At 74.0% G+C, this 19,147-nt stretch carries 14 protein-coding genes; all 14 read right to left on the reverse strand.

Annotated elements, in window-relative coordinates; genetic code table 11:
- Positions 1-107: 107 nt before the first annotated feature.
- The 14 genes from ACGFIG_RS22350 to ACGFIG_RS22415 all read right to left on the reverse strand — a co-directional run bounded on the left by ACGFIG_RS22350 (position 108) and on the right by ACGFIG_RS22415 (position 17,824).
- Complete coding sequence (locus tag ACGFIG_RS22350; protein WP_393005749.1) at positions 108-1,370, reverse strand: hypothetical protein; 1,263 nt, start codon at positions 1,368-1,370, stop codon at positions 108-110.
- The gene (locus ACGFIG_RS22355; protein WP_393006302.1) at positions 1,367-2,269 is read right to left on the reverse strand and encodes a sulfotransferase domain-containing protein; all 903 of its coding nucleotides are present in this window, start codon (positions 2,267-2,269) and stop codon (positions 1,367-1,369) included. The genes ACGFIG_RS22350 and ACGFIG_RS22355 overlap by 4 nt, the downstream gene beginning before the upstream one ends.
- Positions 2,270-2,277: 8 nt before the next feature.
- On the reverse strand, positions 2,278-3,897 hold the full coding sequence (locus ACGFIG_RS22360) for a lipopolysaccharide biosynthesis protein (protein ID WP_393005751.1): 1,620 nt from the start codon (positions 3,895-3,897) through the stop codon (positions 2,278-2,280).
- Positions 3,894-5,258 carry an O-antigen ligase family protein gene (locus tag ACGFIG_RS22365; protein WP_393006304.1) on the reverse strand — a complete coding sequence of 455 codons (1,365 nt, stop codon included), beginning with the start codon at positions 5,256-5,258 and terminating at the stop codon, positions 3,894-3,896. The genes ACGFIG_RS22360 and ACGFIG_RS22365 overlap by 4 nt, the downstream gene beginning before the upstream one ends.
- Before the next feature lie 2 nt (positions 5,259-5,260).
- A complete protein-coding gene (locus tag ACGFIG_RS22370; RefSeq protein ID WP_393005753.1) occupies positions 5,261-6,880 on the reverse strand; it encodes a lipopolysaccharide biosynthesis protein in 1,620 nt (539 codons plus the stop codon).
- A 148-nt stretch (positions 6,881-7,028) separates the two neighbouring features.
- The gene (locus ACGFIG_RS22375; protein ID WP_393005755.1) at positions 7,029-8,960 is read right to left on the reverse strand and encodes a hypothetical protein; all 1,932 of its coding nucleotides are present in this window, start codon (positions 8,958-8,960) and stop codon (positions 7,029-7,031) included.
- A gap of 220 nt (positions 8,961-9,180) precedes the next feature.
- Positions 9,181-10,875, reverse strand: coding sequence for a glycosyl hydrolase (locus tag ACGFIG_RS22380; RefSeq protein ID WP_393005757.1), 1,695 nt, complete (start codon positions 10,873-10,875; stop codon positions 9,181-9,183).
- 154 nt (positions 10,876-11,029) lie between these two features.
- Positions 11,030-11,854 carry a shikimate dehydrogenase gene (locus ACGFIG_RS22385; RefSeq protein ID WP_393005759.1) on the reverse strand — a complete coding sequence of 275 codons (825 nt, stop codon included), beginning with the start codon at positions 11,852-11,854 and terminating at the stop codon, positions 11,030-11,032.
- On the reverse strand, positions 11,854-13,050 hold the full coding sequence (gene mltG, locus ACGFIG_RS22390) for an endolytic transglycosylase MltG (RefSeq protein ID WP_393005761.1): 1,197 nt from the start codon (positions 13,048-13,050) through the stop codon (positions 11,854-11,856). The genes ACGFIG_RS22385 and mltG overlap by 1 nt, the downstream gene beginning before the upstream one ends.
- Positions 13,047-13,508 (reverse strand): Holliday junction resolvase RuvX, encoded by a 462-nt coding sequence (ruvX, locus tag ACGFIG_RS22395; protein ID WP_393005763.1) that lies wholly within the window; start codon positions 13,506-13,508, stop codon positions 13,047-13,049. The genes mltG and ruvX overlap by 4 nt, the downstream gene beginning before the upstream one ends.
- Before the next feature lie 72 nt (positions 13,509-13,580).
- The gene (gene alaS, locus ACGFIG_RS22400) at positions 13,581-16,259 is read right to left on the reverse strand and encodes an alanine--tRNA ligase (protein ID WP_393005765.1); all 2,679 of its coding nucleotides are present in this window, start codon (positions 16,257-16,259) and stop codon (positions 13,581-13,583) included.
- Positions 16,256-16,561, reverse strand: a complete 306-nt coding sequence (locus ACGFIG_RS22405; protein ID WP_393005767.1) for a hypothetical protein — start codon at positions 16,559-16,561, stop codon at positions 16,256-16,258. Before ACGFIG_RS22405 ends, alaS begins: the two co-directional genes overlap by 4 nt.
- Before the next feature lie 27 nt (positions 16,562-16,588).
- Positions 16,589-17,050 (reverse strand): DUF948 domain-containing protein, encoded by a 462-nt coding sequence (locus ACGFIG_RS22410; protein ID WP_089000990.1) that lies wholly within the window; start codon positions 17,048-17,050, stop codon positions 16,589-16,591.
- A gap of 150 nt (positions 17,051-17,200) precedes the next feature.
- Positions 17,201-17,824, reverse strand: a complete 624-nt coding sequence (locus tag ACGFIG_RS22415; protein ID WP_393006306.1) for a hypothetical protein — start codon at positions 17,822-17,824, stop codon at positions 17,201-17,203.
- Between the last annotated feature and the right edge of the window lie 1,323 nt (positions 17,825-19,147).

Raw genomic sequence — 19,147 nt, forward strand, 5'->3', positions numbered from 1 at the left:
CCGGACGCGCCGCACCGATCGCCGGCATCGACGATCGTCACGACCTGGAGTTTCTTCGTCACCGTCCGGAGTCGACTGCGAACCCCGGCACCGGTGATTTCGGCGGATCAGCCGCTATGTCGTTTCTCGATGACGTCCAGCAGGGCGGGATGCAGCGCGGCGTTCCAGCCGGCGCCGGCGTCGGCGAGCCGCCAGGTACGCAGCCACATCTCCACCAGGTAGGCGTCGGCGACCAACCGCCGGTCCGCCGGCCCGAGCCCCAGCCCGGCGCCGTGGCCGTCGAGCTGGGCGTCGACGGCCCGCGCCGCCGCCGCAGCCGGCTCGCCCCGCAGCACGAGGGCCCGCTGGAACGCGTCGTGCGCCAGGTCGAAGCCGAGGGGCACGTCCGGCCCGCTGTGCTCCCAGTCCCACGCGACGAGGCCGCCGGCGTGCACGCCGAGGTTCCAGGGCACCCAGTCGCCGTGCCAGTGCCCGAACTCGACGGCCGTGCCGCCGTGCCGGTGGCGCAGGGCGGCCACGGCGGCGACCGCCCGGGCCCCGTCCGGCGTACCGGCGGCGGCGCGGTCCGCCTCGGCGGCGAGCCGGGCCAGGAACGCCGACCCGGCCAGCGGGCGCGGTGACGCCGGCGGGCGGCCCCGGCGGGCCACCGCCAGCAGCGCCGCGAGCCGTGGCGGATCGTCGGCCGGCACCCCCCGGACGGCCGGCGGCAGCGGCTCGACCAGCGCCACCACCTGCCCCTCGGCCGCTGTCTCGGCGAGCAGCCGGGGCGCCGCCGGATGGTCGGGCGCGCCGGTCACCGTGGGCAGTTCACGCAGGGCCGCCGCCTCGGTGGTCACCAGCGCCCGGGTGGCCCCGTTCCAGCCGATCTTCGCGTAGCCGAGGGCCCGGCCGTCCGGGGCGAACAGTTGCAGGGTGGGCTTGTGGTTCGGATCCGGCGGGCGGACCCCGCAGGCCGCGTACACCGACGGCTCGCCGAGCGCCGCGCCCAGCCGCCCGGCCAGCAGCGCCTCGTCGGCCGCGACGCCCTCGGGCAGCGACACCGTCAGCCGGGGAAACGGCGCCAGGTCGACCACGCCGACCCGCGCCAGCGTGCCGAGCGCGGCCCGCACCGCCCGCACCTTCGGCGGCCGCAACGCGTTGTACGCCAGCAGCGAGGCCGCCGTGGCCCGGGGCGCGCCCAGCGGCAGCAGGAACCGGGCCCGGGCGAGCGACGGGACGACCGCGTACCGGGCGACGACGCGGTGCCCCGGCGGTGGCGCCGCGCCGACGGTCAGGGCGGTCCGCTCGTCGCCGAACACCGCCCGGGTGACCCACCCGAGCCCGTCGGTACGCGAGCGGGGATCGGCGGCGAGCGCGGCCCGCGCCGTCACGGGGCCTGGTCCGGCCAGTCGAGCTCCAACCCCAGCCGCTGCCGCAACGCGTCGTTGTACGGGCGGTAGTACGCGGTCAGCTCGGCGCGTACCGCCGGCTCCAGGGGCGCCGAACGGCGGTCGTTGTAGACCTTGAAGTCGGGCAGGTCGTGCGGGGGCAGCCCCAGGAAGTCCAGTGTCCGGCGGTAGGTCGACCGCGCGTCGCGGTAGAGGTCCTCGCTGGGCAGGAAGAGGATCTGCTCCCGGTCGAAGCGCTCCAGCCACGGCTCGAGGTGCTCCAGGTAGCGGCCCCGGGCCCGGTAGGTGTACCAGTCGTACGGCTCGCTGAAGTACTCCGGCTCGGCGATCAGCCGTTCCCGCTCCCCCGCCGTACGCTCCTGCTCGGCGGCGAGCGCGGCGGCGAAGTCGAGCGGCTCGATGCCGTGCGTGCGCCGCTCCTTCCAGTGCGAGTACGCCCGCTCCACCGGGTCGCGCAGCAGCACGATGAGCCGCACCGACGGCATCAGCCCGGCGACCCGCTGCGCGGCGAGCGGGTGGAACATGTAGAGCGGCGCCGCCTCGCCGACCCGCACCGGCCCGCCGTGCCGCTTCTCCAGCGCCTCCCGCTGGCGCTGCGTCGGGAAGTGCGAGCGGTACCAGGCCTCGCCGCGGTGCCAGTGCTCCTCGAAGTAGTGCGAGGACTTGGTGTTCCACGCCGGGAAGAGCCTCGGCACCAACGGGTGCTGGATGAGGTAGTTCCACAGCGAGGTGGTCCCACCCCGCTTGGTGCCGATGATGAGGAAGTCCGGCAGCGGTCGCCGGTCGCTGGTGCGCACCCCGTACTCGACGAGGGACTCCCTCAGCCGCGCGGTCACCTGGGCCGGCACGAGCTGCTTCACCCGATCACGCAACGCCGACACGGCGGACCTCACCTGCCCTTCTTCTGCGGTCGGACGGACCCGGCGGGAGCCGGGGCCGCCTCCTCCCGCGCACGAATCTGCTTCATGCTCACCCGGACGCGGCGTCGCACCCGGGGCAACGTCAACAAGCCGACGCAGCCGGCGGCCAGCACGGCCACCGCCACCAGCAGGCCGGCGATGCCCCGGCCGCCCACCAGCACGCCGAGCAGGGCGGCGGCGCCCACACCCGCGACGGTGGCGGCCGCGGCCCGCAGCATCGCCGCGTCGACCATCGGCTGGCCCACCACGAACCGGGCGAACGTCACGGCCAGCACGTTCTCCGTGACGATCCCGGCGGACCACGCCACGGCCGCGCCCGTGGCCCCGTGGCCGGGGATCAGCACCAACCCGAGGGACACGGTGACCAGCAGTCCGGCGATGGTGGCGACCAGGTGCAGCCCGCTGCGCCCGCCCATCAGCAGCAGGCTCTGCACGTTGCCCACCCCGGTGCTGACGAGCATGGCCAGGGCGAGCACGGTCATCGCGGTGGCCCCGGCGGTGAAGCCGGACCCGAACAGTTCGAGGAAGGCCAGCCCGAAGACGGCGAGCAGCAGGTACACCGGCCACGACAGCGCGAGACCCCACGCGGCCAACTGCCTGTGCACGGCGGCCGCCGCGTCCGGCCGGCCCTGCCCGAGCAGCCGGGACAGCTGGGGCGACACCGCCACGCGCAGCCCCTGAACGGCGAGCTGGCCGGCGAGGATGTACCGGCCGACGGCGCCGAACACACCGGCCTCGGACTGCCCGGCGAGCACCGAGGTGAGCAGCACCCCGACCCACACGGCACCGGCGTCGATCGCCGCCGACGCGGCACGCGGCAACGCGAACCGCCAGAAGGTCGACCAGTCGTCCCGCCGCGGGCGCAGGGCCGCCGGCCGGCCGAGACCGAGCGGGCCGGCCGCCAGCACCAGGGTGAGCAGCACGGCCACCACGGCCGGCACCAGCCAGCCCGTCAGGCCGGCCAGCAGGCCCCCACCGGCCAGCACCGCGGCGCCGACCAGCACCGGCCGCGCCACGGGCAGCAGGACGGACTGCACCGCCACGTACGCCCGGATCGACCGTACGCAGCGCAGGACCGCGAGCAGCAGCGTCATCGCCACGACGACCGGCACCGCGGCGAAGCTGACCGAGAGCAGGGCCGTGGCGTCGGTCTCCGGCCCGTCCAGCAGCCGGGGCGCGAGCGCGCCGGCGGCGAGCAGGCCACCGACGGCGACGGCGAGCGCGGCGGCCATCGGAGGGACCAGTGCCACCGGGAGGATCCGGGCGGCGTCCCCGTCGGGTCCGAGGCGGCGCCGGGGCAGTGCCCAGATCAGTCCCGTCTCGGCCCCCAGCACGCAGCTGGCGGCGGCAACCGTGATTACGCCGATCGCCGCGAAGAACGCCCCGGAGCCCTCGGTGCCGTAGCTGCGGGTGATCACGACCACCAGCAGGAAGCCGAAGAGCCCGTTGACCGCCGCACCGAGCAGCCCGGCGATCCCACTGCGTACGCCACGCCGGGACTCCGCCGCCGTGGTGGACCCGCCGTGGCCCGGCCCGGTGGGCGACGGTTCCTCCGGCGCGCCGGCCAGCGGGCGGGTGGAGGCGCTCATCCGGCCACCGCCTCGGGATCGGCGGTCCGGCAGGGCGCGGCCGGTGGCGGCGCGGCGGTCTCGCGCTCCACGAGCGCCATCGTGAAGGCGACCGCGAAGAACGCGACGGCGATGTTCGGGCTGGCCATGCCGTAGAACGGAATCTGCACGAAGCACACCACCGGCACCACCGCGAGCCACTGCCCCGCCGCCGAGCGTGCCCTCGCGCACACCACGGCCGCGACCCCGAACCAGGCCAGGAAGAACACCAGCGCGGGCACGCCGTGGCTGAACAGGACCATCCACAGCTGCCCCTGGGTGCCGACCGGCGCCTGGGCGGTGAGGGTGTCCGCGCTGACCGGGGCGCCGTAGCCGAGCCACGGCGACTCCCCGATCCGGCGGATGACCTCCGCGTAGAGCGAGAGCCGGTCGCTGTTCGTGTCGCTGGCCTCGACGCGGTTGCCGATGAGTTCGGCGATCGGGATGAAGAGGGTGGCGAGGCCCCCGATGAGCAGCACCCCGACGACGGAGGCGCCCACCCGGACGTTCCCCCGCCGGGCGGCCCGCACGCCGAGCACCAGCAGTCCGGCCCCGAGGCTCGCGAACATCACCCGGTTCAGGGTGAGGAACGCCGGCGGCAGCGACAGCGGCAGCGACACCAGCACCGCCCAGCGCAGCAGCCCGCGCCGGCGCAGCATGGTGAACGCGACCACGCACGGCAGGGTCATCGCGTAGGCGCTGCCGTAGTTGTTGGTGTACGGGAAGGGCGCCGCCGGCCGGTAGATCGGGTTGAGGGACCGGGCGCTGAACTCGGCGGCGGTGACGTGCACCAGGTCCTGGATGTAGGAGTTGCCCGCGATCCCGCCCGGGAGCAGCATCTCCACCGGGGTCGTCAGCGCGAACCTCGGCACCAGCACACCCAGCCAGCCCAGCGCCACCAGACCGAACCAGAACAGGCAGAGCGGCGCCAGTACGGCGGCCAGGTCGCCGCCGCGCTCCCGCGCGACGACGTACACGTAGGCCCCGACCACCAGGGCGGTCACGTAGTAGCCCAACCGCAGGCCGAACATGAGCAGCGAGCCCAGCGCCGGCAACTGGGTGGCGCTGAGCAGGACCAGGGCGAGGAAGAGCAGCCACACGCCGGTGCCCGGCGGCAGCGGCACCCGGCCCCGTACGAGCAGCAGCGCCAGCAGCACCGCCCCCAGCAGCGACCAGCCCAGGTAGAACGCGCCGGCCGCCCACCAGAGCGGCACCAGTCCGAACATCACCGCCAGCGGCCAGACCGGCAGCCGGGGAGGCGGCGGAGAGGGGGGTGGCGGCGGCCCGATCGCCGGGACCTCGTCGGACGGGTCGGTGACGGACGGGGCCCGGGTGAGGGGCACCGTCACCCCCGCCCACTACGGGTCAGGACGAAGCCCAGCGTGGTCACCCCTGCCGCGCGCAGGCGCTCCGCGAGGCGGCGGAGGTCGTCCTGCCGGGTCCGGTCCTGTTCGACCACCACGACCGCGGTGCCCTGGCGGGCCGCCGCGACGCCGCGCTCGTCGGCCTCGGCCGGCGGCGCGTTGAACAGCACGAGCCCCTTCGCCGCACGCTGCCGCCAGGTGCCGAAGCGGACCCCGCCGGCGCCCACCACCACCTCGTCGGTGGTCTCCTTGACGGTGCTCTTCCCGCTGGCGGCGAGAGCGCCGGATCCCAACCGCGGCAGGGTCAGGGTGGCGTCCGCGTCGGGCGTCGGGCGGGGCGTGGTGGGGTACGGGGAGGGGCGGCGGACGTTGATCTGCTGGGTGATGTCGTCGACGGAGGGCACGGAGCCGCCCGGCCGGGGCTTCGGGACGGCCGGGCGGGCGGGGTTCGCCGCCGCCGGCAGCCGGTCCCGGTCGGCCAGCACCGCGGCCTGCAACCGGTCGAGGCGGCCGCTGTCGTCCGCGACGTAGACGTCCCGGCCGGTCGCGGCGAGGGCCACCGCCAGACCGGCGGCGATCGCCGTCTGGTCCTCCCGGGTCGTCAGCAGCGACACCCGGGCGGGTTCGCGCACCCGCTCGGCGATCGCCATCGCGACGTACCGGATGTCGGCGTCCACGGCCTGGCCCCGGCCCCGGAAGCGCCGGCCCCGCACCGTGCCGAGCAGGGGAAGACCGGTGGCGTCCCGGCCGTCGTCCACGGAGCGGATCCGCCGGTCCATCGACTCCCAGGCGTACGCCAGCACCACGCCGAGCAGGATGCCGCCGAGCAGACCGGCGAGCACGTAGAGCAGGCCCTTGCCTCCGCTGGTGACCAGCGCCCGCTCCGCGGACTGGGTGACCCAGCCCGGGTTGACGTCCACCGCCGCGATCTCCGTACGCGCCGAGTTCAGCTGCGTCAGCTGGTTGTTGACCCCGGCGAGTTCCGCCAGCGCGGCGTCGAGCGCGCCCTCCCGGGCGTTGGCCACCCGCCGTTGCAGCCCCGTGCGCTGCTCGGCGACCTTCTTGATGCTCTCGTCGTACGAGCGCAGCATCTCCTCCCGCTGCTTCTCGTACATCGCCCGCCGCACGTCGAGGTAGGCCTGGGCGGCGAAGTTGACGCTCCACACCGCGTCGTCGGCGGAGCGCGCGGTGTAGGAGAAGCGCAGGATCTGCCCGCCGGCGGGCACCTCCACGTCGAGGGCGTCGCGGATGTCGCGTTGGTCCTGCCCGCTGGCCTGGGCGAGCCGCTGCACGACGTCGGTGCCGGCGGCGATGCCGCTCTCCACGTTCATGTTCACGGCCCGGTCGGCCGCGGCGCCGCTGGGCGTGAAGGCGTCGGTGACCACCGGGCGGACCGCCACCACGGCGCTCGCGGTGACCGTGCCGGGGACGAGGAGGACGTACCCGAGCGCGGCGACCAGGCCGAGCGCGGCGACCCCCGCCACCAGCCGGATCCGGTGCAACGGCACCCGCATCAGATCCGTCAGGGTGACGGTGCGGGCCGGTGTGCCCCCACCACCGGACGCGTCGGCGGGCCAGGAGGCGGGAGGTGCATCAGTCATCGAGCTTCACCGTCTGTCAGGTTCCTGCTACGGGGCGTCGCGGGCGCCGGACACGGACGGGCCCTCTCGACGTCGCGGGCCGGCGACGAGAGATCGCCGCCGGCCCGACGTGGACAATCTACCGACTGCCCTTACGAACGGTAAACCGTCACTGCACGGAAAAGAAGGTACGCGGCGTCGACCAGGCGAGCCCGGGGCTGGCGGGCGCGATCACCGTGCTCCCCGTGCCGTTGACCGCCGGGGCGGCCGTCGGGTCGAAGGGCACGCTGCGCAGCGTACCGTCGGTGCCGCCGTACACCACCTTGCCGCCCACCCAGGCCATGCCGCGCACCGTCGACCACGTGACGCCGGTGGTGGGCAGGGTGAACTCGGTGGCGCCGAGGTAGTTGCCGTCGATCTCGAAGTACCGGTAGTAGAGCGCGTTGGCGCCGCTACGGGTGTAGTAGAGCCGGCCGTCGAGGAAGAAGGCGCCCGTCATCGCGTTGGCGTTGAACCAGTCGTTGTAGCCGGACGACTCCCAGGGCACGCCGATGGTGCCGCCGTTGAACATCGAGATGTCGAGCCGGCTGCCGGTGGGGGTGCCGGCGACGGTGTGCGCCCAGTAGATCCGGTCGCTCACCCGCCAGGTCGCGCCGGCGGCGGTGTAGTTCGGCTGGCTGACCGTGGTCGGAGCGCCGACGCTCGCGCCGTCGAACGGCACCTTCGCCAGCTGCCCCTCGCCCGTGCCGAGGTAGAGGTTCCCGGTGGTCTGCGTCGGCGGGTTCTTCGGCGTGATCGTACGCCCGCCGGCCAGCGGGAACATGCCCAGGCGGCCGTGGTACTCGCCGCCCATCCCGTCGGAGTTGTGCCCGAAGTAGAGGCCGTCGCTGCCCCGCCACAGCACCGGCACCTGTGAGCCCCACGTGCTGGTGCCGGCCGGCATGGACGCGCTGCCCCGGCGACCCGGGTTCCAGGCCACCGGCATGCCGTTGGCCGGGCTGACGGCGGCGATGCCGAGCCGGTCGACCGCCCCGGGGCCAGCCGCGTCGCTGGCGTTGGGGTTGTTCAGCCAGCGGAAGTGCCCGCCGAGGTAGATGACGTTGTCGGCGACCTCGACGGAGGTGATGGTGTCGTTGCCGGTGTAGTCGACCCACGTGCCGAGCTGTCCGGTGCCACGGGCCGCGGTCTCGAACCGCACGAGCGCGTCGCAGTACGCGGCCGGCCAGCCCGCGCCGCCGTTGGTGCCGACGACGAACCAGCTGCCGTCGGCGCCGAACCGGACGTCCTGCACGTAGTGGACGAAGGTCGCCGGCGCCGCGCACGGCGCGACGAACTTGTCGCTGCTCCAGTCGATCACGCTCGGGGTGCCGGTGAGGTCGACCAGCGCCATCTGGTTGCGGGACAGGCCGTTGACCAGCGTGAAGTTGCCGCCGGCGACGAGGGTGTTCCCGTCCGGGGTGACGTCGATGGTCCACGCGTACGAGTTGGTGCCGTGCCGCCCGACCGTGGCGTTGACGTTGAAGGTCGGGTCGATCGCGCCGGTGCTGGCGTTGAGCCGCGCGAGCCCGGAGTGGGCGGCGCCGTTGACCCAGTTGAACGCGCCGGCCAGGTAGAGCCAGTTGTCGTGCAGCACCATGTCGCGGATCATGCCGCCGTCGGAGCGGCCGACCCAGCTGTCGACGATCGCGCCCGTGGTGGGGTTGAGCGCCACCAGGTTCTTGCGCGAGACGCCGTTGACGTTCTTGAAGGCGCCGCCGACGATCAGCGTGCCGCCCGGCCCGGCGAGCAGCGAGTTGACCGCGCCGTCCAGGTCCGGCAGGAAGCTGGTCGAGATCGTGCCGGTGGTGCGGTCGTACGCGAAGAGGTAGCTCTGGGTGGTCCACGCCGCGCTGGCGGTCTGCCGGATCTGGGTGAAGCTGCCGCCGACGTACACCATCGACCCGACCTGCGCGAAGGCCCGGGTCTCGCCGTCCCTGGCGTGCGGTGTGTTGTCGGCCGGGTTGGTCGACACCAGGGTCGCCGGTTCGGGAGCCGGCACCACGGCGGCGGAAGTCCCGGTGGGGACGGCCAGCACGGCGGCGGCGGTCACGAGTGCGACCACCCCCGCCCGGGTGCGGAATCCGGCTGATCGCCGAGAGAGCGGGATGTCGGGCACGCTACGCCTCCATGTCGGGAGAGAACCCGCGTAGCCTGCCTGCTACCCCACGCTCGGCGATATCCGCCGATTGGGCGGTCACTGCATCAGCAACATGACAGCGCGCACAATCAGTCGGATGTACGACTCACCGCGCCACCGTGCGTAGAGATGTGGACGCCGGACGTCACCGGGCGCCCCCGGTGGGTTGCCGCAGGTAGCTGTCGCGCCCGGCCTGGGCGAACCCGGCCACCGACGGGGCGTCGTGGTTCATGGTCATGTCGCAGGTGCTCGACCGGCGGGTGACTCCCGGCGAGTTGAAGTAGATGGCGGCCTTGATCTTCGGGTGCGCCTTCAGCGCCGCCGGGAACTCCTCGAACCAGCGCCGCTTGGCGTCCGGGTCGGCCGCGTCGAAGTTGGTGCCGAACTCCGCGAGCATCCGCGGCTTGCCGGCCCCGAGGCGGTTCTCGTCCAGCCAGCGGTAGAAGCCGCCGATCGTGGTGGCCGGGCTCTTCCAGACCTTGCCGCCCGTGCAGACGTGGAAGTTGTACGGGTCGTAGCCCACCCAGTCGACGTACCGGTCGCCGGGATAGAGCCCGACGTACCGGTCGTAGTGGCCCGACCAGCCCATCATCGTCCACACCCAGACCGCGTTGTGGGCGCCCGCCGCCGCGAAGCGGTCGTGCACGTGCCGCCAGGCGCGTACGAAGTCGGCGTCACTGCCCTTGGCCGGTTCGTCCTCCGGCTCGTGGTCGAAGCCCATGAACACCGGCACGCCGGTGTCGCGGATCCGGCCGGCGACCGCGTCGATCGTGGCGTCGTACCGGCCACTGTAGACGTCCTGCCAGGTCAGCACCGTCCCGGAGGAGAAGATCCGCGACTCCCAGGCGAAGAACATCAGCCGCCCCTCGCGCATCTGCTGCCGCTGGTAGACGTCGGGGAAGGCGCCGTTGCTGCCGGCGTTGGAGAAGTCGTGGTAGCGGTGCACGACGTCGAACTTCCGCCCGACCTGCGCCTCCACCTCGGCGACCGCGGCGCCGTGGTCCCAGCCGTCGCTGGCGCTGGTCGGGGAGTACATCCCCCACCAGGCACCGCAGGAGGGCACCAGCCGGCTCGACACCTCGCCACACCGCTGGGCCCCGGACGAGGCGCTCGCCGTCGGGCTCGGGGTGGCGCGGGTGGGGCTCGGCGTCGGGCTCGGCGACGGACTCGGCGCGACCGTCCGGCTCGGCGACGGCGCGGCGCTGGTCACCACCGGCGTGGGCCGGGCGCCGACGTCGTAGCTGATCTCCAGACGCGGACGCAGGTCGGGGTTGCGGTTCTCCGTCGACGCCCAGTAGATCCTGCTTTCCAGGCCCGCCTGCGCCAGCGAGACCGTCCAGGTGCCGTTGCCCTTCACCAGGGCCGACACGTCCCACTCGTTGAAGCCCTTCGTCACCGTGGAGACGGTGTCCAGCGCCGCGTCCGGAAGCGCCGGCGTCGGGCGGGCCGCGCGGGCGTCCACCGGGGAGGCGTGCGCCGTCACCGTCGCCGGGAACTCCTGCCACGCGTGCATCCGCAGCGTGGCCCGTACGTTGACCGCCGTCGCCGGCAGGGTGGTCACGGCGAACTGCACGATCGCCTCCCGCCCGCCCAGGGGGTTGCCGTCGCAGCGGGCCGCGCAGGTCGCCAGCGTCGTCTTCGCCCCGTTGTCCCCGTCCTGCGGCACCAGGGTCGCCGTGGTGTCGGCGGTCGCCGGGATCGACAGGTCGTCGGCGGCCAGCAGCGGCATCGTGCCGGCCACGATGCCGGCCACCACCGTGGCGGCTGCCACGCCGAGGACGACGGCCTTGCGTCGCGGGCCGGGGTGCCGGGGGATGCGGTGCAGTCCGTGCCGAGCCAAGGTGAACTCCCTGTGTGTCGGGCGGTGACGGTCAGCAGCGTAACCACGGCCATGGCGTGACGTGGGGACGACAGTCGGACCTAAGCGCGTCTTAACCGTCGCCTAAGGATGCACCGGACGACCACAGGGGACGGTCTTCATCCCGTCTGAGCGCTCAGGCGGCACGGGCGGCGGCCAGCGCGGCGGCCATCGCGGCCCGGGGCGCGGCGACGCCCGTGAAGTGCTCGAACTGGCCCACCGCCTGGGCCAGCAGCAGGTCGAGCCCGGAGACGATCCGGCAGCCGGCGGCCTGGGCCGACGCGGCCAGCGGCGTCGGCCAAGGGTCGTAGAGCGCGTCGAAGAGCACCGTCTCCGGCCGCCAGGCCACCGCGCCGGCGAGCGGGTCGGCGACCCCCTTCGGCACGGTCGAGACCACCACGTCGGCCCGGCACCGCTCGGCCGCGTCGTCCCAGGCCGCGCCGGTCATCTCCACGCCGACCGCGCGCGCCACCGGGCGCAGCTGGTCGACCGCCGTCGGCCGGCGGGCCACCACGGTCACCTCCCGGGCGTCGAGCCGGCCCGCCGCTGCCACCGCCGCGCGCGCGGTGCCGCCCGCACCCAGCACGGTCACCGTCGCGCCGGGGCGCACTCCGGCCTCGGTGAGCACCTCGACCATGCCGACCACGTCGGTGTTGTCGGCGTACCAGGAGCCGTCCGGACGGCGTACCAGCGTGTTCGCGGCGCCGACGGCGGCGGCGACCGGCGATACCTCGGCGGCCACCGCGAGCGCCGCCTCCTTGCCCGGCATCGTCACCGACAGCCCGGCCCACTCCGGGCCCAGGCCGGCGACCACGTCCGGCAGCTCCGCCGCCGCGCACTCGATCCGGGTGTACGACCACCCGGTGAGCCCCGCCGCCGCGTAGCCGGCGTGGTGGATCACCGGGGAGAGGGAGTGCGCGATCGGCGTGCCGAGCACCCCCGCCCGCCGTGCGGTCGTCATCAGATGATGCCGTTCTCCCGGGCCTTCGCCATGTTCTTCTCGTGCTGCTGGTAGGTCTCGGCGAACTCGGAGTGCCCCTCCTTGTCGATCGCCACGAAGAAGAGCCACTTGCCGTCCGGCGGGTCCATGGCGCCCTCCATGGCCCGCTTGCCCGGGTTGTTGATCGGGGTGGGCACCAGGCCACGCAGCTTGCGGTTGTACGGGTTCTTCGGGTCGTCCAGTTCCGCCGTGGTCATGTCCGCGGAGCGCTTGGTCTGCTTCCCGATCGACTCCAGGTAGTAGTTGACCGTGACGTCCATCTCCAGGCAGTTGCACGGGAAATCGCCGAAGACGCGGTTGTACGCCACCCGGGCGACCTTGCCCAGGTCGTCGGGGTTGCCCGCTTCGGCCTGCGCCAGCGACGCCACGATCAACGCCTCGTACGGGCTGATCTTGCGCTCCTTCTGCACCCGGTCGGCGAACTGCATCTCGCCGGCCACGGTGAGGAAGTTCTCGACCATCAGCTCGATGATCGTCTCGGCGGTCGCCTTCGGCGGGATCTCGTAGGTGTCCGGGTAGAGGAAGCCCTCGATCGACGGCTTGACCTTCTTGCCATCGGTGCGCTTGAACCACCAGTCCGGCACGCCCCGCGCCAGCGGGTCCTTCGCCGCCGCCTCGAAGTCCTTCACCGGGATGTCGGTCTTCTCCGAGAGCAGCTTGTAGACGTTCTTCGCCGTCCGGCCCTCCGGGATGGTGACCCCGTTGACGATCCGGTTCTTCAGGTCGAGCATCGCCGTGACGGCGTGCTCGCCGCTCATCTGCTTGCGCAGCCTGTAGGTGCCCGGCTGGATGTTCTTGCTGCGGGCGTTGTCCTCGGCCGCCTCGATGAACGCCTTGGCGCTCTTCACCACGCCGGCGGTGACGAGCGCGTTGGCCATGTCGGCGAGCAGCGCGCCCTGCTTGATCTCGACCGTCACCTCGCCGGTGCCCGCGCCGTCGTAGTCCGGGGTCATGAAGTAGCTCTGGACGCGGTCGAAGCCGTAGAAGGCGCCGCCGCCGATCCCGCCCAGCAGCACCAGGGTGAGCAGCAGCGCCAGGACGGTCTTGCCCCGCCCGCCCCCGGAACCGCCCTTGCGCTTGCGCACCGCGCCGCGCCGGTGCTTGCCCTTCTCCCCCCGGTCCTGTTCGTCAAAACCGAGGTCAAGATCGTCCATCATCGCGTCCGCCTCCGCTGCGCGTCCAGCCAGCTCTGCAGAATCTCCACCGCGGCAGCCTGGTCGACCACCGCCCGTTGTCGTCTCCCCCGGACACCACGCTCGGCAAGCCTACGAGACGCCACGACCGTGGACATCCTCTCGTCGGTGAGCGCCACCGGAACGGGCGCTATTACATCAGCCAGTCGGTCAGCGTACGCCTTCACGTGTAGGGCGGCGGGACCGTGCCTGCCGGCGAGATTGACCGGTAGGCCGACGACGACCTCCACCGCCTCGTGCTCGGCCACCAGTGCGGCGAGCGCGGCGACGTCGGACGGCACCGCGTCCGGGGCCGCGGCGAGGTCGCGGGCGAGGGTCACCAGCGGGGTGGCCAGCACGCCGTGCGGGTCCGAGCGGGAAACCCCCACCCGGGCCTGCCCGACGTCGACCCCGAGCCGGACACCCCGGGACAGTTCACTCACGGTCGGTAACTCCCCTGAAACGGCGAACCAGGGCGGACCGCGCGGGTCCGCCCTGGCCGCTGCGAGCACGTGTCACGCCTCGGTGATCGCCTTCTCGACCGTCAGCAGCAGCTTCGGCGCCTCTCCGGCCGGCAGGCCGCCGCCCTGGGCCAGCTCGGGGCTGCCCCCGCCGCGCCCGGAGAAGGCCGCCTTGACCAGGTCGGCGGCGGACAGGCCCTGGCTGCGGGCGGCCGGGTTCACCGCGACCACCAGCGACGCCTTGCCGCCAGCCCGGGCCGCCACCGCGACGACCGCCGGGCGCGCCGGGTCGATCCGGCCCCGGATCTCCTGGGCGAGGGTCCGCACGTCATTGCCGGCCGCGCCCTCCGGCGCCTCGGTGCCGACGTACGCGACCCCGCGCACGTCCTTCGCCTGCGCGGCGAGCGCCGCCGCGCCACCGAGCACCAGCTGGGCCCGCAGCTTCTCCAGCTCCTTCTCGGCGTCGCGCAGCTGCGTCACGGTCTGCTCGACCCGGTCGGCGACCTGGTCGTTGGGCACCCGGTACAGCTCGGCGAGGCGGGACACGAGCAGGTGCTCCCGGGCCAGGAAGTTGAACGCGTCCATGCCGACCAGGGCCTCGACCCGGCGTACCCCCGAGCCGATCGACGACTCGGAAAGGATCTTCACCAGGCCGAGCTGGCCGGAACGGGCGACGTGCGTGCCGCCGCACAGTTCCCGCGCGTAGTCGCCGACCTCGACGACCCGCACCTCCTCGCCGTACTTCTCGCCGAACAGCGCCATCGCGCCGATCCGCCGTGCCTCCTCCAGCGAGGTGATGAAGGCGTGCACCTCCAGGTCGGCCAGGAGCACCTCGTTGACCTGCTGCTCGACGTCGCGCAGCACGCTCGGCGCCACGCCCGTCGGGGTGTTGAAGTCGAAGCGCAGCCGCCCCGGGGCGTTCAGCGAGCCGGCCTGGGTGGCGGACTCGCCGAGGAAGTTGCGCATCGTCTGGTGCACGAGGTGCGTCGCGGTGTGCGACCGGGAGATGGCCCGGCGGCGGGTCGTGTCGATCTCGGCGTAGCCGGTCTCCCCCGCCCGCACCTCGCCCCGCACGACCCGGGCACGGTGCACGATCAGGCCGGGCACCGGCTGCTGCACGTCGAGCACCTCGACCTGGCCGCCGCCCACCGTGATCATGCCCAGGTCGGGCTGCTGCCCGCCGCCCTCGGCGTAGAACGGGGTGGCGTCGAGCACCAGCTCGATCGTGTCGCCCTCGACCGCCGCCTGGCGGGGGCCGTCGGCGCCGAGCACCGCCCGCACCGTCGACTCCCGGGACACCTCGCTGTAGCCCGTGAACGTCACCGGCCCGCCCGAGTCGAGCACCGACCGGTACGCCGACAGGTCGGTGTGCCCGGTCTTGCGCGCCTGCGCGTCGGCCTTGGCACGGGCCCGCTGGTCGGCCATCAGCCGGCGGAAGCCCTCGGCGTCGACCGCCAGCCCCTGCTCGGCCGCGATCTCCAGGGTGAGGTCGATCGGGAAGCCGTACGTGTCGTGCAGCTGGAACGCCTTCTCACCCGACAGCGCCTTCTTGCCTGCGGTACGGGTCTCCGCGATCGCCGTGTCCAGGATCGTGGTGCCGGCGCGCAGGGTCGACAGGAAGGCGTCCTCCTCCGCGTACGCGTAGTCGGCGATCCGGTCGAAGTCGGTGGCCAGCTCCGGGTACGACGGGGACATGCAGTCGCGGGCCACCGGCAGCAGCTCGGGCAGCGCCGGCTCCTGCCAGCCCAGCAGCCGCACCGCCCGGATCGCCCGGCGCATGATGCGGCGCAGCACGTAGCCGCGCCCCTCGTTGCTCGGCGTGACGCCGTCGCCGATCAGCATCAGCGCGGTACGCACGTGGTCGGCGATCACCCGCAGCCGCACGTCGTCCGGGTGCGACTCGCTGGCGACCTGGCCGGAGTGCGCGCCGTAGCGCTTGCCGGTCAGCTCGGCGGCCCTGGCGAGGATCGGCCGGACCTCGTCGATCTCGTAGAGGTTGTCGACGCCCTGGAGGATGGACGCCATCCGCTCCAGGCCCATGCCGGTGTCGATGTTCTTGGCCGGCAGTTCGCCGAGGATCGGGTAGTCCTCCTTGCCGGCGCCCGGACCGCGCTCGAACTGCATGAAGACGAGGTTCCAGAACTCCATGTAGCGGTCCTCGTCGACCGCCGGGCCGCCCTCGCGGCCGTACTCGGGGCCACGGTCGTAGAACAGCTCGGAGCACGGGCCGCACGGGCCGGGGATGCCCATCGACCAGAAGTTGTCCGCCTTGCCCCGGCGCACGATCCGCTCGGCCGGCACCCCCACGGAACGCCAGATCTCGTACGCCTCGTCGTCGTCGAGGTAGACCGTCGGCCAGATCCGCTCCGGGTCGAGACCGAAACCGCCCTGCTCCTGGGACTTGGTGACCAGGTCCCAGGCGAGCGGGATCGCCCCGTCCTTGAAGTAGTCGCCGAAGGAGAAGTTGCCGTTCATCTGGAAGAACGTGCCGTGCCGGCTGGTCTTGCCGACCTCGTCGATGTCAGGCGTGCGGATGCACTTCTGCACGCTGACCGCCCGCCGGTACGGCGGCGTCTGCTGCCCCAGGAAGTAGGGGACGAACTGCACCATGCCGGCGTTGACGAACAGCAGGTTCGGATCGCTGATGGCGGGCAGCGGAGCGGACGGCACCACGGTGTGCCCGTTCGCCTCGAAGTGGGCGAGGTACCGCCGCTTGATCTCCGCCGTCTTCATCGCTGGTGTTCCTCCGGAAAGATTGCTCGGTCGCCGATGCGCGGGTCCTCCCGCAGCTCGGCGAACTGGTCGTCGAACGCCTCGCCCTGGGCGAACGCCTCGTGGATCTCCTGCTCGCGTTCGGCCATCGCGATCCGGACGTCCTCCACGAAGCTACGCAGCGACTCCGCCAGCCCGCCAGCGGATTCGGTCACCGTGCTGGCGATGCCGGCCGGGGTGTACGCGTGTGCGGTGCGGGTGGCCTTGCGGACCACCACCACACCGACGGCCAGCCCGATGCCGAGCCAGAACAACCGCCTCATCTCCGACTTCCTCCTGGTCGTACGGGATCAGCGGTTGCCGCGCTTGGCGGCCCGCCGCTGCTGCTTGATGGTGTCGCGCACCTCGCGCTCGGTCTCGGCGTGCCGCCGCGCGGACGCGGCCTTGCGGACGCCATAACCGAAGGCGGCCACCTTGACCAGCGGGTTCGCCGCGGCGGCGGAGACGACGGTCGCGAGGTTCGCGACGTTGGCGGTGACGTTCTGCGCGTGGCTGGTCATGGTGTCGACCTTGGCGAGCTGGAGGTTGACCCCGTCCAGGGAGGTCTGCACCTGCTCCAGGGCGGTGTTGACGTTCTTGACGGTGGTGTTCACGTCACCGAGCAGCGGCGCCGTCCGGTCGTTGAGGTCGTTGATCATGCGGGTGGTGGCGTCCACGGTGTGCCGCAGCCGCAGGATGGGCAGCGTCAGGATCAACACCAGCATCGCGAACGCGATCGCCGCGATCAGCGCCGCGACCTCGAAAAAGCCCACGCCTGTCCTCCTCAAGCAGAGTTCCGGGAACCCGACGTCCCCGGCCGCGCGACCGTCCTGCCCACACCGCCGCGCGGCGACCGCTGGGGGTCGGGCGGGGGCTGGCGGGTCCGCCAGCCCCAGACCCTACCGTCCGTGATGGAAACTGGCTCAGGACGGTGAGGGTGTCGGCGTCGCGAGCGGATCGTCGGTGAGCGTCGGGAAGGGATCCTCGCCGGTGAGCGACGGGTCGGTGCTGGGCTGGGGCCGGATCCGCTCGTCGTCGATCGCGTTGCGGACCTTCACCGACACCAACGAGCCGGAGCACTCCTGCGCCGCGGTCGCCGGGTCGGGCGACGGCACGACGGCCGGCTCCCCGTCCACCGGCGGCGGCACGCAGGCGGGCTCACGTACCCACAGGTCGAGGGTCAGCTCGTCCCGCCGCCAGCACGTGTAGCTCCCCTTCGCCGGTTGCTCGGGGCAGCGGCTCACCTTCCACGGCCGCCAGCCGTCGGCGGCCAGCGCCCGCTCGTAGACCTGGGCCGTCTCCTGGGGCGACCGCTCGGACGTGGCCGTGCGTTCGCGCAGCCGGCAGTCGAGCAGGCACCACCGGCTGCCACTGACGTCGTCGACGATCCGCACGGCCGCCCAGCGCGGCACGTCCAGCTCGTCGAGGGTGTCGAAGACCGGGTCGCGGCTGAGCGTACGGATGCCGAAATAGAGCGGGATCGCGCCGAGCAGCAGCACGCTGACCAGGGCGAGGATGCCCGTTCGCAGCCGCCGCCGCTCGCGCATCTGGCGGCGCAGCTCGGACCGCGCGCCGCGCAGCCCGCCGGGGCCGGTCGCGGCGTCGTCCGGCGACTCCGGCTCCGCGGGGCGGCGCAGCGCCGCCGGTTCGGCCGGCTCGGCCGGCGGTACGACCGCCGCGGCGCGCGCCACCACCGGTTCGTCCACGTCCCTTGGCCCCGGCACCGGCGCCACGCCCGACGGCTCCGGCCGCCCCGGCTCGCGGTGGGGCGGGACGGCCCGCCCGGCGGCGCGGTCCTCGGGCCCGGGGCGGGGCACCGGTGCGCCCGCGCGGACCACCCCCGGCGGGCCGACGGGACCCGGCCGGGGACCCGCGCCGGACGCCGGCTCAGGCTGGTCACGGCCGGCGACCGGTGGCCGGACAGGGCCGGGACCCGCGTCGGGCCGGGCCGGCGGCGGCACGGCGGCGGTGCCGGATGGTGGCGCGACGGGCCGCGCGATCCCCTCCGGGCCGGCGTCGGGACGCGCCGCGCCCCGCGCGGGGCCTGCCGGGGCGGCGCCGGGGCGCGCCGCACCCCGCACAGGGCCGGCCAGACCGGTGTCGGGACGCGCGGGACCTGGGGCGGCGTCCGGGCGGGCGGCGCCACGCGCGGGACCCGCAGGTCCGGCGTCAGGTCGGGCGGCACCCCGCACGGGACCCGCAGGTCCGGACTCCGGACGGGCGCCACGCGCGGGACCGGCCTCGGGACGGGCGGCGCCACGCGCGGGACCCGCCGGGGCGGCGCCGGGGTGTGCCCGGCCGGCCGGATCCGGGGCACCGGTCGACGGTGGCGGACCCGCCGGCGTGGGGCGGGCGGCACCCCTGGCCGGCGCGCCGGGACGGGACGGGTCGGCGGGACGGGGCGGCTCGGCGCCGGGCCACGCCCGGCCGGCCTCGGTGGGGTCGGCGGGTCGCGGCGGCTGTGCGCCGGGCCGCGCCCGGCCCGCGGGGGCGCCGCCGGTCTCGGCCACGCGCTGTTCCGGCCCCGGCGGCACGGGCGACGGTCCACCCGCGACGGGCGGCGCTGCCCGCTTGATCGTCGGCAGCGCATCGGTGTGGTGGGCACGACCGGCCTGCCGCAGCCAGTCGGCTGGGCGCTCCGGTCGGCCGGCGCTGGTGTCGCCGGGCCCGCCCGTCGTGGCGCGTCCGGCCCGTCCGCCAGCCTCGTCGTCGCCGGCCGCACGTCGGCCCCGACCCGCGGCCTCGACGTCGTCGGTCGCGGCGCGTCGGCCCCTGGGGGCGGGGCCGGGGGGCGGGGGCGTCCCGACACCGGGGGGCGCGGCGGGCGCACCGGGGACCGGCGGGGCGTTGCCCGAGCGCGGCACCGGCGG

The organism is Micromonospora sp. NPDC049048 (genome assembly GCF_043197615.1).
In the GTDB taxonomy this organism is placed as follows: Bacteria; Actinomycetota; Actinomycetes; order Mycobacteriales; family Micromonosporaceae; genus Micromonospora.